The 15,840-nt window shown below is 69.7% G+C and carries 15 protein-coding genes; 5 read left to right on the forward strand and 10 right to left on the reverse strand.

Annotation, left to right across the window (positions count from 1 at the left end; translation table 11 throughout):
• Nucleotides 1-12: 12 nt before the first annotated feature.
• From A5648_RS00775 to A5648_RS00805, 7 genes are all read right to left on the reverse strand, one after another.
• Complete coding sequence (locus tag A5648_RS00775; RefSeq protein ID WP_064853875.1) at nucleotides 13-354, reverse strand: metal-sulfur cluster assembly factor; 342 nt, start codon at nucleotides 352-354, stop codon at nucleotides 13-15.
• Nucleotides 351-848: a Fe-S cluster assembly sulfur transfer protein SufU gene (sufU, locus tag A5648_RS00780; RefSeq protein ID WP_065022717.1), complete on the reverse strand. Its 498-nt coding sequence runs from the start codon at nucleotides 846-848 to the stop codon at nucleotides 351-353. The genes A5648_RS00775 and sufU overlap by 4 nt, the downstream gene beginning before the upstream one ends.
• Before the next feature lie 4 nt (nucleotides 849-852).
• On the reverse strand, nucleotides 853-2,115 hold the full coding sequence (locus A5648_RS00785) for a cysteine desulfurase (protein WP_065022718.1): 1,263 nt from the start codon (nucleotides 2,113-2,115) through the stop codon (nucleotides 853-855).
• A 2-nt stretch (nucleotides 2,116-2,117) separates the two neighbouring features.
• A complete protein-coding gene (sufC, locus tag A5648_RS00790; RefSeq protein ID WP_065022719.1) occupies nucleotides 2,118-2,903 on the reverse strand; it encodes a Fe-S cluster assembly ATPase SufC in 786 nt (261 codons plus the stop codon).
• Nucleotides 2,904-2,928: 25 nt separating this feature from the next.
• Nucleotides 2,929-4,125, reverse strand: a complete 1,197-nt coding sequence (sufD, locus tag A5648_RS00795; RefSeq protein ID WP_082966259.1) for a Fe-S cluster assembly protein SufD — start codon at nucleotides 4,123-4,125, stop codon at nucleotides 2,929-2,931.
• Nucleotides 4,125-5,573 carry a Fe-S cluster assembly protein SufB gene (gene sufB / locus A5648_RS00800; protein ID WP_065022721.1) on the reverse strand — a complete coding sequence of 483 codons (1,449 nt, stop codon included), beginning with the start codon at nucleotides 5,571-5,573 and terminating at the stop codon, nucleotides 4,125-4,127. Before sufB ends, sufD begins: the two co-directional genes overlap by 1 nt.
• A 67-nt stretch (nucleotides 5,574-5,640) precedes the next feature.
• On the reverse strand, nucleotides 5,641-6,417 hold the full coding sequence (locus tag A5648_RS00805) for a helix-turn-helix transcriptional regulator (protein WP_065022790.1): 777 nt from the start codon (nucleotides 6,415-6,417) through the stop codon (nucleotides 5,641-5,643).
• Between the two features lie 207 nt (nucleotides 6,418-6,624).
• Here A5648_RS00805 and mptB point away from each other — a divergent pair, with 207 nt between their 5' ends.
• From mptB to A5648_RS00825, 4 genes are all read left to right on the forward strand, one after another.
• A complete protein-coding gene (gene mptB / locus A5648_RS00810; protein ID WP_065022722.1) occupies nucleotides 6,625-8,310 on the forward strand; it encodes a polyprenol phosphomannose-dependent alpha 1,6 mannosyltransferase MptB in 1,686 nt (561 codons plus the stop codon).
• A complete protein-coding gene (locus A5648_RS00815) occupies nucleotides 8,307-9,245 on the forward strand; it encodes an ABC transporter ATP-binding protein (RefSeq protein ID WP_082966261.1) in 939 nt (312 codons plus the stop codon). Before mptB ends, A5648_RS00815 begins: the two co-directional genes overlap by 4 nt.
• On the forward strand, nucleotides 9,242-10,024 hold the full coding sequence (locus tag A5648_RS00820) for an ABC transporter permease (protein WP_065022723.1): 783 nt from the start codon (nucleotides 9,242-9,244) through the stop codon (nucleotides 10,022-10,024). The genes A5648_RS00815 and A5648_RS00820 overlap by 4 nt, the downstream gene beginning before the upstream one ends.
• Before the next feature lie 71 nt (nucleotides 10,025-10,095).
• A complete protein-coding gene (locus A5648_RS00825; protein WP_065022724.1) occupies nucleotides 10,096-11,025 on the forward strand; it encodes a COX15/CtaA family protein in 930 nt (309 codons plus the stop codon).
• Here A5648_RS00825 and A5648_RS00830 read toward each other — a convergent pair.
• Nucleotides 10,981-11,673: a hypothetical protein gene (locus tag A5648_RS00830; protein WP_065022792.1), complete on the reverse strand. Its 693-nt coding sequence runs from the start codon at nucleotides 11,671-11,673 to the stop codon at nucleotides 10,981-10,983. The two genes, A5648_RS00825 and A5648_RS00830, sit on opposite strands and share 45 nt — an antisense overlap.
• A 31-nt stretch (nucleotides 11,674-11,704) precedes the next feature.
• Here A5648_RS00830 and A5648_RS00835 point away from each other — a divergent pair, with 31 nt between their 5' ends.
• Nucleotides 11,705-12,682, forward strand: a complete 978-nt coding sequence (locus A5648_RS00835) for a quinone oxidoreductase family protein (protein WP_065022725.1) — start codon at nucleotides 11,705-11,707, stop codon at nucleotides 12,680-12,682.
• On the opposite strand, the gene A5648_RS00840 is transcribed toward A5648_RS00835, so the two are convergent.
• Complete coding sequence (locus A5648_RS00840; protein WP_065022726.1) at nucleotides 12,679-14,130, reverse strand: PPE family protein; 1,452 nt, start codon at nucleotides 14,128-14,130, stop codon at nucleotides 12,679-12,681. The genes A5648_RS00835 and A5648_RS00840 overlap by 4 nt on opposite strands.
• Nucleotides 14,131-14,192: 62 nt before the next feature.
• Nucleotides 14,193-15,752: a PPE family protein gene (locus A5648_RS00845; protein WP_065022793.1), complete on the reverse strand. Its 1,560-nt coding sequence runs from the start codon at nucleotides 15,750-15,752 to the stop codon at nucleotides 14,193-14,195.
• Between the last annotated feature and the right edge of the window lie 88 nt (nucleotides 15,753-15,840).

The following is a 15,840-nucleotide window of genomic DNA, read 5'->3' on the forward strand; positions in this document are numbered from 1 at the left end:
GCCGGCTCCGCTTTAGACCGTGAAGCCGACGGCGCGCATCATCTCGCGGCCCTCGTCGGTGATCTTGTCCGGTCCCCAGGCCGGCTCCCACACCCAGGACAGGTCGAGCTTTTTGACCAGGCCCGCGCCCACGGTCGCGTTCTCGACCTGCTCGGCGATCATGTCCTGCAGCGGGCAGGCCGGCGAGGTGAGCGTCATGGTCACCACGGCGGCTGACCCGTCCTCGTCCTGCCGGATCGACAAGTCATAGACCAGTCCCAGGTCCATGACGTTGATGCCGATCTCGGGGTCGATGACATCGTGCATCGACTCTTCGACCTCGGCGAGCAGCTCCTCGGGTGCGGTTTCGCTCATTGCTTCATCTCCTGGGTTGTCACACTGACGGATGCCAGCGCGTGTTCTTCCGTATTCGCGAGCGCTTGGGCCAGCGCGTCTTTGAACGCCATCCAGCCGAGCAGCGCGCACTTGACCCGCGCCGGGTACTTGGCCACCCCGGCGAACGCGACACCGTCGCCGAGCACGTCCTCGTCGCCCGCCACGGTCCCCCGCGACGAGATCATCTCGTGGAACGCGTCGAACTTTGACAAGGCTTGCGGCACAGTCAATCCGATCACCTCGGAGGCCAGCACTGAGGTGGCCGCCTGCGAGATCGAGCAGCCCTGCCCGTCGTAGGAGATGTCGGCGATCTGCTCACCGCCGGCCGACAGCGCCACCCGCAGCGTCAACTCGTCACCGCAGGTCGGGTTGACGTGGTGCACCTCGGCGCCGTACGGCTCCCGCAGACCGCGGTGCTGCGGGTGCTTGTAGTGATCGAGGATCACTTCCTGATAGAACTGCTCCAGACGCATCCGGTCACACTCCGCCGAAGAATTTCACGGCCCGGCGGATTCCCGCCAGCAGTCGCTCGACCTCGTCGTGGGTGTTGTACACCGCGAACGACGCCCGGGCGGTGGCCGCCACATTGAACTTGCGGTGCAACGGCATGGCGCAGTGGTGGCCCACCCGCACCGCGACACCGTCGTCGTCGAGCACCTGCCCGACATCGTGGGCGTGCACGCCGTCGATCACGAACGAGACGGGCGACCCGCGGTCGGTCATCGTCGTCGGCCCGACGATGCGCACCCCGTCGATTTCAGCGAGGCCCTCGAGGGTGGCGGCCACCAGCTCGTGCTCGTGAGCCTCCACCACGTCCATCCCGATCGCGTCCAGGTAGCGCGCGGCCGCGGCCAGCCCGACCACCTGCGAGGTCATCGGTGTACCGGCCTCGAAACGTTGCGGCGGCGGCGCGTACGTGCTCGTTGACATCGTCACGGTCTCGATCATCGATCCGCCGGTGAGGAACGGCGGCAGCGCCGCCAGCAGCTCGCGGCGGCCGTAGAGCACCCCGATGCCGTTGGGGCCCAGCATCTTGTGACCCGAGAACGCCGCGAAATCAACACCGAGTCCATGCAGGTCGACCGGCTGGTGCGGCACGGACTGGCAGGCGTCCAACACGGTCAGCGCGCCGACGGCCTTGGCTCGCGACACCAGTTCGGCGACCGGCGCCAGTGCCCCGGTCACATTCGAATGATGGGTGAACGCAACGACTTTCACCCGCTCATCGAGCTTGAGCGAGTCCAGGTCGATACGCCCGTCGGGCGTCACCTCGTACCACCGCAACGTCGCACCGGTGCGCCGCGCCAGCTCCTGCCACGGAATCAGGTTGGCGTGGTGCTCCAGCTCGGTGGTGACGATGACGTCGCCCGGGCCGACCGCGTTCTCCAAGCGGTCGTCGCCGAGCGCATAGGACACCAGGTTCAGCGATTCGGTGGCGTTCTTGGTGAACACCAACTCGTCCGGGCCGGCGCCCACGAAGCTCTCGATGGCGGACCGACCGTCCTCGTAGGCGTCGGTGGCCTCCTCCATCAGCTGATGCGCGCCGCGGTGCACCGCACCGTTGGAGTTCAGCAGGAAGTCCCGCTCGGCGTCGAGCACCTGCAGCGGGCGCTGCGAGGTGGCGCCGGAATCGAGATAGGCCAGTCGGCTTCCGCCGCGCATGACGCGATTCAGGATCGGGAAGTCCGCCCGGATCGCGTCCAGGTCCGGCGCCGCCGGACGACTGACCGAAAGTGTCATGCTCAGGCCTCCGCCGCGGCCTCGGCCTGGGTGAAGCGCTCGTAGCCGTTCTCCTCCAGCTCGTTGGCCAGTTCCGGGCCGCCGGACTCGACGATGCGCCCGCCAGCGAAGACGTGCACGAACTGCGGCTGGATGTAACGCAGGATGCGGGTGTAGTGCGTGATCAGCAGTACGCCGCCGTTCTCGGCGTCCCGGTAGCGGTTCACGCCTTCGCTGACCACCCGCAGCGCGTCGACGTCCAGACCCGAGTCGGTCTCGTCGAGGATGGCGATCTTGGGCTTGAGCAGGCTCAACTGCAGGATCTCGTGGCGCTTCTTCTCCCCGCCGGAGAAGCCCTCGTTGACGTTGCGCTCGGCGAAACCGGAGTCGATACCCAGCTCGGCGAAGGCCGCCCGCTGCTCCTTGATCCAGGCGCGCAGCTTCGGTGCCTCCCCGCGTACCGCGGTCACCGCGGTGCGCAGGAAGTTCGACATCGACACCCCCGGCACCTCGACCGGATACTGCATCGCCAGAAACAGGCCGGCCCGAGCACGCTCGTCCACGGTCATCTCCAGCACGCTCTCACCGTCGAGGGTGATCGACCCAGAGGTCACCGTGTACTTGGGGTGGCCGGCGATCGCGTACGACAGGGTGGACTTGCCCGACCCGTTCGGGCCCATCAGGGCATGCGTCTCACCGGAGTTCACCGTCAGGTCCACGCCGTGCAGGATCGGGATCGCCGAGCTGCCGTCGTCGGCGCCGCCCGGCGACACACTCACGTGCAGATCCTTGATTTCCAGTGTGCTCATTGCTGTTTCGTGTCCTTTAAGTCGTTTACTTGTTCTCGGTGATCGCGAGTTCGCGCTCGACGGCGTCGGTGAGGCGCTCCTGGATGAACGCCACCGGGATCTTGGAGATGATCTCGCCGAAGAAACCGCGCACGATCAGGCGCCGGGCCTGGTCTTCCGGGATGCCGCGGGCCTGCAGGTAGAACAGCTGCAGGTCGTCGAATCGGCCGGTGGCGCTGGCGTGGCCGGCCTGGACGATCTCGCCGGTCTCGATCTCCAGGTTGGGGATCGAATCCGCCCGGGCACCGTCGGCCAGGATCAGATTGCGGTTCACCTCGAAGGTGTCGGTGCCCACGCCGGCCGCGCGGATCAACACGTCGCCGACCCAGACCGTGTGCGCGTCCGGCCGTGCCGAATCCGGGTCGCCCTGCAGCGCACCCTTGTAGAGCACGTTGGAGCGGCAGTTGGGCTGGCTGTGATCGACCAGCAGCCGTGATTCGAGGTGCTGGCCGTCGTCGGCGAAGTACAGGCCGAGCAGCTCGGCGTCACCGCCCGGTCCGTCGAACCGGACCCGCCCGGTCAGCCGCACCAACTCGCCGCCCAGCTGCACGGCGGTGTGGCGCAGCACCGCGTCCTTGCCGAGCACCGCGTGGTGCATGCTGACGTGCACCAGGTCGTCGGCCGCTGCCTCGATGATCCACACCACCGTGAGCTGCGCGGCATCGCCGACGACGAATTCAACGTTGTCGGCATAGGTTCCGCTGCCCCGCACATCGATCACGACCGTCGCGCGCGACAGTTCCTCGGCACGCAGCTGCAGATGCCCGTAGGCGGTGGCACCCGCACCGGGACCGGTGACGGTGATGGTGATCGGTTCCTCGACGCTGGTGTCCTTGGGAACGGTGACCACCGTCGCGTCGCCGAATGCCGAGAAAGCTTGGGCAGCAACACGATCCGCTGGCATACCGGCCGCCCCCAGCCGGTCGTCGCCGCGCTGCACGGTCTCGGTCCGCACCGCCGTGTCCGCGGAAACCTCGATCGTGGCGGAGGCGTCGGCGACCGCGGAGCCGTCGTGCAGGCCGCGCAGCCGGCGCAGCGGGGTGAACCGCCATGCCTCGTCGCGACCGTGCGGCACCTCGAAGGCGTCCACGTCGAACGAGGTGAACGCGGTGCCCTTGTTGATGCTTTCGGCGGCCTCGGTGAGGTTGGCAGCCGGGTTTGGACTCAAACCAGTCGAAGCCACTAGCCCACCGAGCCTTCCATTTGCAGCTGGATCAGCTTGTTGAGCTCCAGCGCGTACTCCATCGGCAGTTCCTTGGCGATCGGCTCGACGAAGCCGCGCACCACCATCGCCATCGCCTCGTCCTCGGTCAGGCCCCGGCTCATCAGGTAGAACAGCTGGTTCTCGCTGACCTTCGACACGGTGGCCTCGTGGCCCACAGTGACGTCGTCCTCTCGGATGTCGACGTAGGGATAGGTGTCGCTGCGGCTGACGTCGTCGACCAGCAGCGCGTCACACTTCACGCTGGACTTCGCCCCCTGGGCGCCCTTGTGGATCTCCACCAGGCCCCGATAGGAGGATCGGCCGCCGCTGCGCGCCACCGACTTCGAGACGATGTTGGACGAGGTGTTGGGCGCCAGATGCAGCATCTTGGCGCCGGTGTCCTGGTGCTGGTCCTCGCCGGCGAACGCGACCGAGAGCACCTCGCCCTTGGCGTGCTCGCCGGTCATCCACACCGCCGGGTACTTCATGGTCACCTTGGAGCCGATGTTGCCGTCGACCCACTCCATGGTGGCGCCCTCTTCGGCCCGCGCCCGCTTGGTGACCAGGTTGTAGACGTTGACCGACCAGTTCTGGATGGTGGTGTAGCGGCAGCGGCCGCGCGGTTTGACGACGATCTCCACCACCGCCGAGTGCAGCGAGTCGCTCGAGTACACCGGGGCGGTGCAGCCCTCGATGTAGTGCACGTAGGCGTCTTCGTCGACGATGATCAGGGTGCGCTCGAACTGGCCCATGTTCTCGGTGTTGATCCGGAAGTAGGCCTGCAGCGGGATGTCGACGTGCACACCCTTGGGCACGTAGATGAACGATCCGCCGCTCCACACCGCGGTGTTCAGCGCCGAGAACTTGTTGTCCCCGGCCGGAATCACGGTGGCGAAGTACTCCCGGAACAGCTCCTCGTGCTCTTTGAGCGCGGTGTCGGTGTCGAGGAAGATCACGCCCTGGGCTTCCAGGTCCTCGCGAATCTTGTGGTAGACGACCTCGGACTCGTACTGGGCCGCCACCCCACCGATGTAGCGCTGCTTCTCGGCCTCCGGGATGCCCAGCCGGTCATAGGTGTTGCGGATGTCCTCGGGCAGGTCCTCCCAGGTCTGGGCCTGCTTCTCGGTGGACCGGACGAAGTACTTGATGTTGTCGAAGTCGATGCCGGACAGATCCGAGCCCCAGTTGGGCATCGGCTTCTTCATGAACGTCCGGTAGGCGCGCAGCCGGGCCTCGAGCATCCACTCCGGCTCGTTCTTCTTCGCCGAGATGTCGCGCACCACGTCCTCGGACAGGCCACGCTGGGCGGCGGCGCCCGCGGCATCGGTGTCAGCCCAACCGTATTCGTACCGGCCCAGCGACGCGATCGTCTCTTCCTGGGTGCTCGGCTCGACCGCTGCTGCGGTGGCCTCCGGTGTGAGTGTCATGGTGACGCTCCTTCAGTGCTCGTGATGGCTTCGGCGCAGGCGGTGCGCCGAAGGTCGATCGGTGCTACTAGTGCTGTTTTTTGGCGGTCCCGGCCTTGCCGGGTTTGGCGGTCTTGCCGGCTCGGACGGACTTGGCGCTCTTGTTGATCAGCGGTACGTGGGTGGTGCAGACGTATCCGCCGTCGGCGATGGTCGCCAGCCGCTGCACGTGAGTGCCCAGCACTTCGGCCATCGCCTGCCGCTCGGCCCGGCACAGTTCCGGGAACTCCTTGGCGACATTGGCCACCGGGCAATGGTGCTGCAGGATCTGCACCCCGGGAACACCGCCCTCCACCCGCGCGGTGGAGGCGGCATAACCGGCGTCGGTCAGCGCCGCGGCGATCCGTTCGGCGGTGACCTCCAGATCCTCGTCGGCGTCGGTGTCAGCACCGGCGGCAACCTCGGCGACCTCGGACAGGATGGTGTCGATGCGCTGGCGGGCGAAGGCGACCACCGCGTCCTCGCCGCCGATCTCGCGCAGTTGGCGCATCGCGGCCACCGCCAGGTCGTCGTAGCGGTGCCCGAGCTTGCCCCGGCCGGCGGCGGTGAGCTGGAACCGCTTGGCCGGACGCCCGCGCCCCACCTGCTGCCAGGACGCCGGCGCGTGCGCCTCGGCGTCACCCATCTCGATCAGGGCGTCCAGGTGGCGCCGCACCCCGGCGGCCGACAGCCCCAGCTGGGCGCCGATCTCACCGGCGGTGATGGACCCGGACTCCATCAGCAGACGCACCACGGCCTGGCGGGTGGGGCCCTCGGGTGAATCATGGCTGCCGGCGAGGTCCACGGCCGGCTGAGGCCCAGGCAATACCGCACCGCCGGGACGGTGCCCGGCGGATTCGGTGGCGGCCTTCGCCTCGGCCTTGAATTTCACAACACCAGTGTGACGCAATTCCGCGGCCGGGTCCAGAAAGGGTTACCTCAGTTCGGCCGGAATCGGCAGTTGCGCTGATCACACTCCGCTGTTGTCCGGACGGCCCCGAGGACCTCGGGGACGGGCCGTTACGCTGCTGGGATGGCAGCCCGCCGGCACTCGCTGAGCACGTCGATCGCGCATTTGCACGGCGACGAGCGCACCGTCGGCACTCCCCTCAACAACGCGGAACTGGTCGCGCTGCGGCGCACTCGCCTGTTCGGCGCGGCCGGCACCGTGCTGATGGCGATCGGTGCGCTGGGGGCGGGTGCGCGCCCGGTGATCCAAGACCCCACCTTCGGGGTACGGCTGCTGAACCTGCCGTCGCGGCTGCAGACGGTGGCGCTGACCATGACCACCACCGGGGCGGTGATGATGACGCTGGCCTGGCTGATGCTGGGCCGGTTCGCATTGAGCGGGCGGCGCCGGATGTCGCGTAGCCAGCTCGACCGCACGCTGCTGCTGTGGATGCTGCCGCTGCTGGTCGCGCCGCCGATGTACAGCAAGGACGTGTACTCCTACCTGGCGCAGAGTCAGATCTCCCGGCTGGGACTGGACCCCTACCGGGTGGGCCCGGCGCCGGCGCTGGGGCTCGACCACGTGTTCACCCTGTCGGTGCCCAGCCTGTGGCGGGAGACACCGGCTCCCTACGGACCGTTGTTCTTGTGGATCGGCCGCGGAATCTCCGCGCTGACCGGGGAGAACATCGTCACCGCGGTGTTGTGCCACCGGGTAGTGGTGCTGCTCGGTGTCGGGTTGATCGTGTGGGCGGTGCCGCGCCTGGCCGCACGCTGCGGGGTGGCCGAGGTCAGCGCCCTGTGGTTGGGCGCGGCCAATCCGCTGCTGCTGATGCACCTGGTCGCCGGTATCCACAACGAAGCGTTGATGCTCGGCCTGATGCTGACCGGCACGGAGTTCGCCCTGCGTGGGATCACCGTGGCCAAACCCCTGCTGCCGGGCCTGCGCCGGCCGCCGCGGGAGTGGATGCCGCTGGCCGAGTTGATCTTCGGGGCGGTGCTGATCGCGATGTCGTCGCAGGTCAAGCTGCCGTCGCTGCTGGCGCTCGGATTCGTGGCGATGGCCCTGGGCTGGCGCTGGGGCGGCGACCTGCGGGCGTTCGTGCTCGCCGGGGTCGGGAGCAGCGCGGTGGCGGTGGCGGTGATGGGCGTGATCGGCTGGGCCAGTGGCCTGGGCTTCGGCTGGGTGTTCACCCTGGGCACCGCCAACGTGGTCCGCAGCTGGATGTCACCGCCGACGCTGCTCGCGCTGGGTACCGGTCAGGTCGGGATCCTGCTGGGCCTGGGCGATCACACCACCGCGGTGCTGTCGCTGACGCGTGGCATCGGTGTGCTGATCATCGCGGTGATGGTGATCTGGCTGCTGCTGGTGGTGTTCCAGGGCCGGCTGCATCCGGTCGGCGGGCTCGGCGTCGCGCTGGGCGTCACGGTGCTGCTGTTCCCGGTGGTGCAGCCCTGGTATCTGCTGTGGGCGATCATCCCGCTCGCCGCCTGGGCGACCCGCCCCGGTTTCCGGATCGCGGTGATCGCGGTGACGCTGGTGGTCGGCATCTTCGGCCCGACCGCCAACGGCGACCGCTTCGCACTGTTTCAGATCGTGGACGCCACCCTGGCCAGCGCCGTCGTGGTGCTGGCGTTGTTCCTGCTGACCTACCGGCATCTGCCGTGGCGGGAGTTGCCCGCCGAGCGCGGCCGTGCCGGCGATGAGCCGACGCCGGGACCGACCCCGCGCTCCGCCGCCGTCGCCGACGCTTACGCTGATTCCCCGTGAGCTCAGCTGTCGCGGTGCGGTTGCGCGGAGTGCGCAAGCGTTACGGGGCCGGTCCAGCAGCGACCGAGGCGGTCGCCGGCCTTGATCTCGAGGTGCACACCGCCGAAGTCTTCGCGCTGCTCGGCCCCAACGGCGCCGGCAAGACGACGACGGTCGAGATGTGCGAGGGCTTCGTACGCCCGGACGCCGGCAGCATCGAGGTGCTAGGACTGGACCCGGTCGCCGACAACGCCCGGCTGCGGGAACGCATCGGGGTGATGCTGCAGGGCGGCGGCGGCTACCCGGCGGCCCGCGCCGGCGAGATGCTCAAGCTGGTGGCGTCCTATTCGGCGAACCCGCTGGATCCGCAGTGGCTGCTGGACACCCTCGGCCTGACCGACGCCGCCCGCACCACCTACCGCAGGCTCTCGGGCGGCCAGCAACAGCGGCTTGCCCTGGCCTGCGCCTTGGTCGGGCGCCCGGAGCTGGTGTTCCTCGACGAGCCGACTGCCGGCATGGACGCCCATGCGCGCCTGCTGGTGTGGGAGCTGATCGACGCCCTGCGCCGCGACGGCGTGACCGTGGTGCTGACCACCCACCATCTTCGGGAGGCCGAGGAACTCGCCGACCGGCTGCTGATCATCGACCACGGCGCGGCGGTGGCCGCCGGGACGCCGCAGGAGTTGACCCGCAGCGGCGCCCAGGGTCAGGTGCGGTTCACTGCCCCTCCGCGCCTGGATCTGTCGTTGCTGATCACCGCGTTGCCGGAGGGCTACCGAGCCAGCGAGGTGCAACCCGGCGAATACCTCGTCGAAGGGCGGGTCGACCCGCAGGTGCTGGCCACGGTGACCGCCTGGTGCGCTCGCCTCGACGTGCTGGCCACCCAGCTGCGGGTGGAGCAGCGCAGCCTGGAGGACGTGTTCTTGGAGCTGACGGGACGGGAGCTGCGCGCATGACCACCTCGTTTCCGCCCGGCACCTTCACCCCCGACCCGCGGCCGGCCAGCGTGCCGGCCATGCTGGCCGCCCAGTACCGGCTGGAGCTGACCCTGCTGCTGCGCAACGGCGAGCAGCTGCTGTTGACCATGTTCATCCCGATCACCTTGCTGATCGGGATGTCGCTGCTGCCGCTGGGCCCGTTCGGCGAGGGCCACGCCGAGCGCGCCACCACCCTGCTGCCGGTGATCATGTCGCTGGCCGTGATCGCCACCGCCTTCACCGGCCAGGCGATCGCGGTGGCATTCGACCGCCGCTACGGCGCGCTGAAACGCCTGGGCGCCACCGCACTGCCGGTGTGGGGCGTGATCACCGGCAAATCACTGTCGGTGGCGACGGTGGTGCTGCTGCAGTCGGTGCTGCTCGGGCTGATCGGCGTGGCTCTGGGCTGGCGGCCGACGCTGATCGGGCTGGGTCTGGGGGCGGTGGTCATCGCGCTGGGCACGGCGTGCTTCGCAGCGTTGGGTCTGCTGCTCGGCGGCAGCCTGCGGGCCGAGATCGTGCTGGCCGTGGCCAACCTGCTGTGGTTCGTCTTCGGCGGGTTCTCGGCGCTGACGGTGGAGACCGATCTGGTGCCCGACCCGATCCGCTGGCTCGCCCGGCTCACCCCCTCGGGGTCGCTCACCGAGGCGCTGGCGCAGGCACTGACCGTCTCGTTCGACTGGTTCGGCATCGCGGTGGTGGCGGTGTGGGGGCTGCTGGCCGGCGTCGGCGCGGTGCGCTGGTTCCGGTTCAGCTGAGCCGCCCACGCCTGAGCTACTACATGCTGTAGTTCCCGATCCTCTACGATCAGCCCGTGCGACCCTTCCTGATGCGCCTGGTGGATCTGCTGCCGGACCCGAGCCTGCGCACCCAGCGACTGCTGGCCGCCGCCGTCGTCTTCACCCAGGGCTTCATCTCCGTCACCGGTGCGATCGTCCGCGTCACCGCCTCCGGGTTGGGCTGCCCGACCTGGCCGCAGTGCTTCCCGGGCAGTTACGTCCCGGTGGCCGTGTCCGAGGTCCCGCGAATCCATCAGGCCATCGAGTTCGGCAACCGGATGGTGACCTTCGCGGTGGTCATCACCTCGGCGCTGGCCGTATTGGCGCTGATCCGGGCGCGGCGGCGCCGCGAAGTGCTGGTCTACGCCTGGTTGATGCCGGGCTCCACGGTGCTGCAGGCCGTGATCGGCGGTATCACGGTGCGCACCGGGCTGGCGTGGTGGACGGTGGCCGTGCACCTGCTGGTCTCGATGCTGATGGTCTGGCTGGCGGTGCTGCTGTTTGTGAAGGTCGGCGAACCCGACGATGCGGTGGTGCGCCAGCGGGTGCCGGCGCCGCTACGCACTTTGACGGGGCTGTGCGCCATCACGCTGGCCGCGGTACTGGTGACCGGCACCTTGGTGACCGGCGCCGGACCGCACGCCGGCGACAAGAGCGCCACCCGCACGGTGGCCCGGCTCAAGGTCGAGGTGGCCACGCTGGCCCACCTGCACGAGTCCCTGTTGATCGCGTTCCTGGGGCTGCTGGTGGGTCTGGCGTTCGGGCTGGTCGTGGTGGGGGCGGCCAAGCCGGTGACCCGCCGGCTTGCCGTGGTCATCGCCCTGACCTTCGCGCAGGGGCTGATCGGCGTCATCCAATACTTCACCGGGGTGCCCGCCGTGCTGGTCATCCTGCACGTGGCGGGCGCCGTGCTGGTCACCGGCGCGAGCGCAGCCCTATGGGCGTCGCTGCGCGAGCGGACCGAGCCCGAGCCGCTCTAACGCCGCGGAGACCTCGACGGCGAACCGGCGCTGCGCCAGCTCACCTTCGCCGGCCTGGAGTTCGCTGAATCCCAGTTGCGGCGCAACGAGATCCAGGCCGACCAGCCGAGCGTCGGCGGCCGTTCCCGAGACGTCGGCGCGCGCGTAGAGCAACTCCTCGATGCGGATGCTCAAGCGTTCGGCAGCCGCGCGCAGGGCGGCGCGGCCGACATCCCACAGCTCGAAGTCCGGGTCGGGCCCGGCAGCGCCGAATGCGTGCGACCGGCCGGCGCCGAAAAACACCAGCGCGGTCTGAGCCGTCGCGCCGGGCGCTGTGGGCACCCCGTCGCATTGCAAGTCCGCCAGGTAGCGCGGGTCGGCGTTCCAGGCGACTACTTCCGGCGGGTTCAACAGGTGGCGCACCCGCGTGGTCCACGCCGCGAACTCAGCGCGCCGGTCCGGGTCGCCGGCCGAGCGCAGAATCACCAGGTCGGCCTCGAGGGTCTCCGGGGCATCCCAGGCCAGCCGGCGGGCCTGCAGCCCCCGGTGCCGCAGCGCGGCGAGCAGGCCCGCGTCGTCGTCGGAGCCGGGGCGCTCCTCGTGCCCGCGGCGCGGATCGCCCGCCAACACGATGCGCGGGTGGAAGATATAGGGCCGGGCCAGCTTCATGCAGACCTCACATTCGGAGATGATAGTCACCATGCACGCCGTGGAAATCGCCGCGACCGGCGGCCCAGAAGTCCTGAACGTAGTCGACCGACCGCAGCCCTCCCCCGCCGCCGGCGAGGTGTTGATCCGGGCCGAGGCGGTCGGGGTCAACTACATCGACACCTATTTCCGCTCCGGGACGTACCCGGCCGAGCTGCCGTTCGTGCTCGGCAGCGAAGCCGCGGGCACCGTGGCCGAAGTCGGCGCCGAGGTGACGACGCTGAGCGTCGGTGACCGCGTGGTGACCGCCGCCGCCACCGGGGCCTATGCGCAATACTGCACGGCCCCAGCATCTTTGGCGGCGCCGATCCCCGCCGGCGTCGACTCGGGTGTGGCGGCGGCCGTACTGCTCAAGGGCCTGACCGCGCACTACCTGATCACGTCGGTGTACCCGGTGCAACGCGGCGACACCGTCTTGCTGCACGCCGGCGCGGGCGGAGTGGGCCTGATCTTGACCCAGTGGGCCACGGCGCGCGGCGCACGGGTGATCACCACGGTCTCGACGCCGGCGAAGGCTGAGCTGTCCCGGCGGGCCGGCGCTGTCGAGGTGCTCGACTACCCCGGCTCGGACGCCGCCGCGTTCGGCGCCCGCATCCGGGAGTTGACCGACGGCGCCGGGGCTGCCGCGGTATACGACGGCGTAGGTGCGACGACGTTCGACGCCAGCCTGGCCAGCCTGGCGGTTCGGGGCACGCTGGCGCTGTTCGGTGCGGCCAGCGGACCCGTCCCGCCGGTGGATCCGCAGCGGCTCAATGCTGCGGGGTCGGTGTATTTGACCCGGCCGAACCTGGCTCACTTCACCCGCTCGGCGCAGGAATTCTCTTGGCGCGCAGGAGAGTTGTTCGACGCGATCGCGGCAGGCTCGATCGAGGTGACGGTGAGCCGGCGTTATCCGCTGGCCGAGGCGGCCGACGCGCACCGGGATCTGCAGGCCCGCAAGACCACCGGTTCGATCGTCCTGGTGCCCTAGCCGACCTTCCAGCCTTCGGGCAGCAGTGGCAGCCGCGGACTTTGGCCGAATTCTGCCCCGGCCAGCCGGGTCAGCCCGGCCGCATTGACGCCCGGCGTTACGCTCCCGCTGCTCCCCAGCGGCCCCGCCCCTTGATCCGAGGCGTCGGCGCCGACTTTGATCACCGCGTCACCGTGGTCGCGCTTGATCGCGCGCCGGTGGCGGCGTGCGCGTGCTCGTGCGGCGGCTTCGGCCGCGACGGTGGCGAGATCCGGCTCCGCTGCTTTTCTGCTGGCGCTCGCCGGGGCGCTCGCCCCGGCGCCGGTACCGACCCGCGGGGTGGCGCCGGGCCCGCCACCGACCAGATACGGGTAAGCGAATGCCTGGACAGCCGGGGGCGGTGTCGGGGCCGGTGGCGGGCTCGCCGGCGGGCCGGCCGGCGCCGCGGGCGAAGCCGTTGCCGGAGCGGCTGCGGCGGGGACCGCCGGGGCGCTGCTGACGACCGTCGGCAGGGCCGACGCCGACGGGACGGGCGCTGCCGCTGCGGCCCCTGCCTCGGGAGGTGCGGGCAGGCTCGCCAAGCCGCCGAGCCCGCCGAGAGCGCCGACCGGGGCAGCCAACGCGCCGGTCGCGGCCGCCAGCAGGGGCGCCGACTGGCTCAGCGTTGCGGTGAACTGCGCCACGTGGGTCGGCCAGTCGAGCAGCGCCACGGCCAGCAGGTACTGCCACGCCGCCGTCGGGTCCTGCGTACCGGCGTATTGGAAGTTGGCCACCAGTTCCAGGGCTCGGGCGAGATACCACATCGGGTCGTTGGCGTTCGCGTAGTAGTCGTACACGTGCCCATTGATGGTTCCCGCCGTCGGATCCCAGTTGATGCCGACGTTCTTGAGCAGTTGCACGATCTCCAGGTTCAGCGGGTTGTCGACCTTGGGATCGTGCACCCCCGGGCCATTGGTGATGGGCGGCGCGGCGCTGAGGCGCGGGGTCGAGGCCACCGCCGAGCCCGCCACCGCCTCATAGCCGGCCATCGTGGCGGCGGCCTGCACCCACATCCGGACGTAGTCGGCTTCGTTGAGCGCGATCGGAATGGTGTTGATACCGAAGAAGTTCGTCGCGATCAGCACGCCGTGGGTGGCGTGGTTGGCCGCCAACTCCGGCAGCGTCGGCATCGCCGCCAGCGCGGCGCTATAGGCCGCGGCCGCCGTCTGGCATTGCGCTGCGGCCACCGCACTGTCCGCGCCGGCGCGGCTCAGCCAGGCCAGGTACGGAGTGTGGGCAGCCAGATACTCCTCCGCGCTCGGCCCCTGCCAGGCTCCGGCTTCCACCGCGGCCAGGACAGCGGTCAGCTCCTGGGCCACCGCGATGTACTCGGCGCTCAGCGATGACCACGCCCCAGCCGCCGCCCACAGTGGCCCGGCTCCGGGCCCAGCGCTCAACAGCGCCGAATGCAGCTCCGGCGGCGACGCCATCCACACCCCTGGCACGCCGAGTAACTTTAGTACAAGGAACTCTGTTTTTCGGCTACCCAAACTTAATTGTTTCCGTCGTCGTCCCAACTGGCCGGCATCATCGGCTCCGTCGGCCCGTTGCCGAACACACCGGTCAGCCGGGTCATCCCTGCCGCAGCGAGCTGCCCTTCGGCCGCGCTGCCGGTGAAACCCAGCGGTCCGGCGCCCCGGCCGGCGGCCAGCACCGGCTCCTCGTCGGGCAGCTGCCAGTCCGGGTCGACCTCCACCCCCATCGTCATGAACCGATCGGCGTGATCCTGCCTGGCGGCACGCCGACGGCGCCGGGCCTGCGCCCGTTCGCGATTGGCCTCCCGCGCCGCTGCCGCCGCGGCAGTGCTGTCGGGTTCGGGCGCCTTGCGTGCCGAACGCGCGGCGGCACCCATCCCCGATCCCGTACCGATACCGGGTCCGCCGATCAGGTAGGGCGGGACGAACGACGCCCCGGCCGGCGGCGGTGGCCCGGCCGCTGCCGGCGCGGCGCCGCCGGCCGCGCTCGCCGGTGCCGGCGGCGCGGGGGCCGATGCGCTGACCGATCCGGAAACCGCCGGCGCGGGCGGGACACTGCCCACCGCCGGCAACGCCTGCCCAGCCGTGTCGGCGGGCAGCGCAGCCATCGTCGGCGGCGCCGGCGGCACGCCGGCCAGCCCGGCCAGCCCGGCGAAGCCGCCCACGGCGCCAACGGGGGCGACCATCACGCCGACCGCGACGGCGAGCAACTGGGGCGTTTGCCCCAGCGAGGTGGCGATCTCGGCGATGTGGGTCGGCCAATCGAACTCGGCGAGCTGGACCAGATACTGAAAGGCCAGTGCCGGATTGTGTTGGAGATACACGCCGAACTGTTGGAAGTCCTCGAACAACTCCAGCGACCGGACCAGCCAGAACATCGGCTGGCTGGGATCGGTGTACTGGTCGTACGGAATGCCGTTCATCATGGCGTGGCCGGGGTCCCAGTTGATCTGTCCATTGCTGGCGGTGTTCAGCATCTTGGCGATGAGCTGATCCAGCGGATTGTCGACGGTGGGGTCGGTGTCATCGTGGTCGTCCTGCGGCGTTGCGGCATCGGTTTTCGCGATCTGTGGCGCCGGCGGGATGTCGGGCACCGTGGCCACTGCCGCGCCACTGACTGCTTCATACGTCGCCATCGTCGTAGCCGCCTGCACCCACATCCGCGCATAGTCGGCCTCATTGACCGCGATCGGAATGGTGTTGATCCCAAAGAAATTCGTCGCCACCAGCACACCGTGCACCGCGTGATTGGCCGCCAGCTCCGCCAACGTCGGCATCGCGGCCAACGCCGTCGTATACGCGGCGGCCGCCGTCTCAGACTGCGCCGCCGCAGCAGCACCGTCCGCACCGGCTTGGTTCAGCCACGCCAGATACGGAGCGTGCGCGGCCACATACGACTGTGCGCTCGGCCCCTGCCACGTCCCGGCCTGCACGGCCCCCAGTACCGCCATGAGCTCGTCGGCGACCGCTGTGTACTCCGCGCTCAGCGCCGACCACGCCGCTGCGGAGGCCAGCAGTGGGCCCGGTCCCGCGCCGGCACTCAACAGCGCCGAGTGCACCTCCGGAGGAGATGCCATCCATACCGGCGACGCGGCGGTCACAGCCGGGCGCCCGCCAGCTTGTTGAATATGATTGTCATTATCGTCGATTGAATAACCGTCGCGG

Origin of the sequence: Mycolicibacter sinensis, from assembly GCF_001673565.1 — a bacterium.
Lineage (GTDB): Bacteria > Actinomycetota > Actinomycetes > Mycobacteriales > Mycobacteriaceae > Mycobacterium > Mycobacterium sinense_C.

Coding starts and splice junctions, on each gene's coding strand:
- A5648_RS00830 (WP_065022792.1), bottom strand. CDS start 11,673: ATGAAGCTGGCCCGGCCCTATATCTTCCACCCGCGCATCGTGTTGGCG.
- A5648_RS00820 (WP_065022723.1), top strand. CDS start 9,242: ATGACCACCTCGTTTCCGCCCGGCACCTTCACCCCCGACCCGCGGCCG.
- A5648_RS00785 (WP_065022718.1), bottom strand. CDS start 2,115: ATGACACTTTCGGTCAGTCGTCCGGCGGCGCCGGACCTGGACGCGATC.
- sufB (WP_065022721.1), bottom strand. CDS start 5,573: ATGACACTCACACCGGAGGCCACCGCAGCAGCGGTCGAGCCGAGCACC.
- A5648_RS00840 (WP_065022726.1), bottom strand. CDS start 14,130: ATGGCGTCGCCGCCGGAGCTGCATTCGGCGCTGTTGAGCGCTGGGCCC.
- A5648_RS00825 (WP_065022724.1), top strand. CDS start 10,096: ATGCGCCTGGTGGATCTGCTGCCGGACCCGAGCCTGCGCACCCAGCGA.
- A5648_RS00835 (WP_065022725.1), top strand. CDS start 11,705: ATGCACGCCGTGGAAATCGCCGCGACCGGCGGCCCAGAAGTCCTGAAC.
- sufU (WP_065022717.1), bottom strand. CDS start 848: ATGCGTCTGGAGCAGTTCTATCAGGAAGTGATCCTCGATCACTACAAG.
- A5648_RS00845 (WP_065022793.1), bottom strand. CDS start 15,752: ATGGCATCTCCTCCGGAGGTGCACTCGGCGCTGTTGAGTGCCGGCGCG.
- sufC (WP_065022719.1), bottom strand. CDS start 2,903: ATGAGCACACTGGAAATCAAGGATCTGCACGTGAGTGTGTCGCCGGGC.
- A5648_RS00775 (WP_064853875.1), bottom strand. CDS start 354: ATGAGCGAAACCGCACCCGAGGAGCTGCTCGCCGAGGTCGAAGAGTCG.
- mptB (WP_065022722.1), top strand. CDS start 6,625: ATGGCAGCCCGCCGGCACTCGCTGAGCACGTCGATCGCGCATTTGCAC.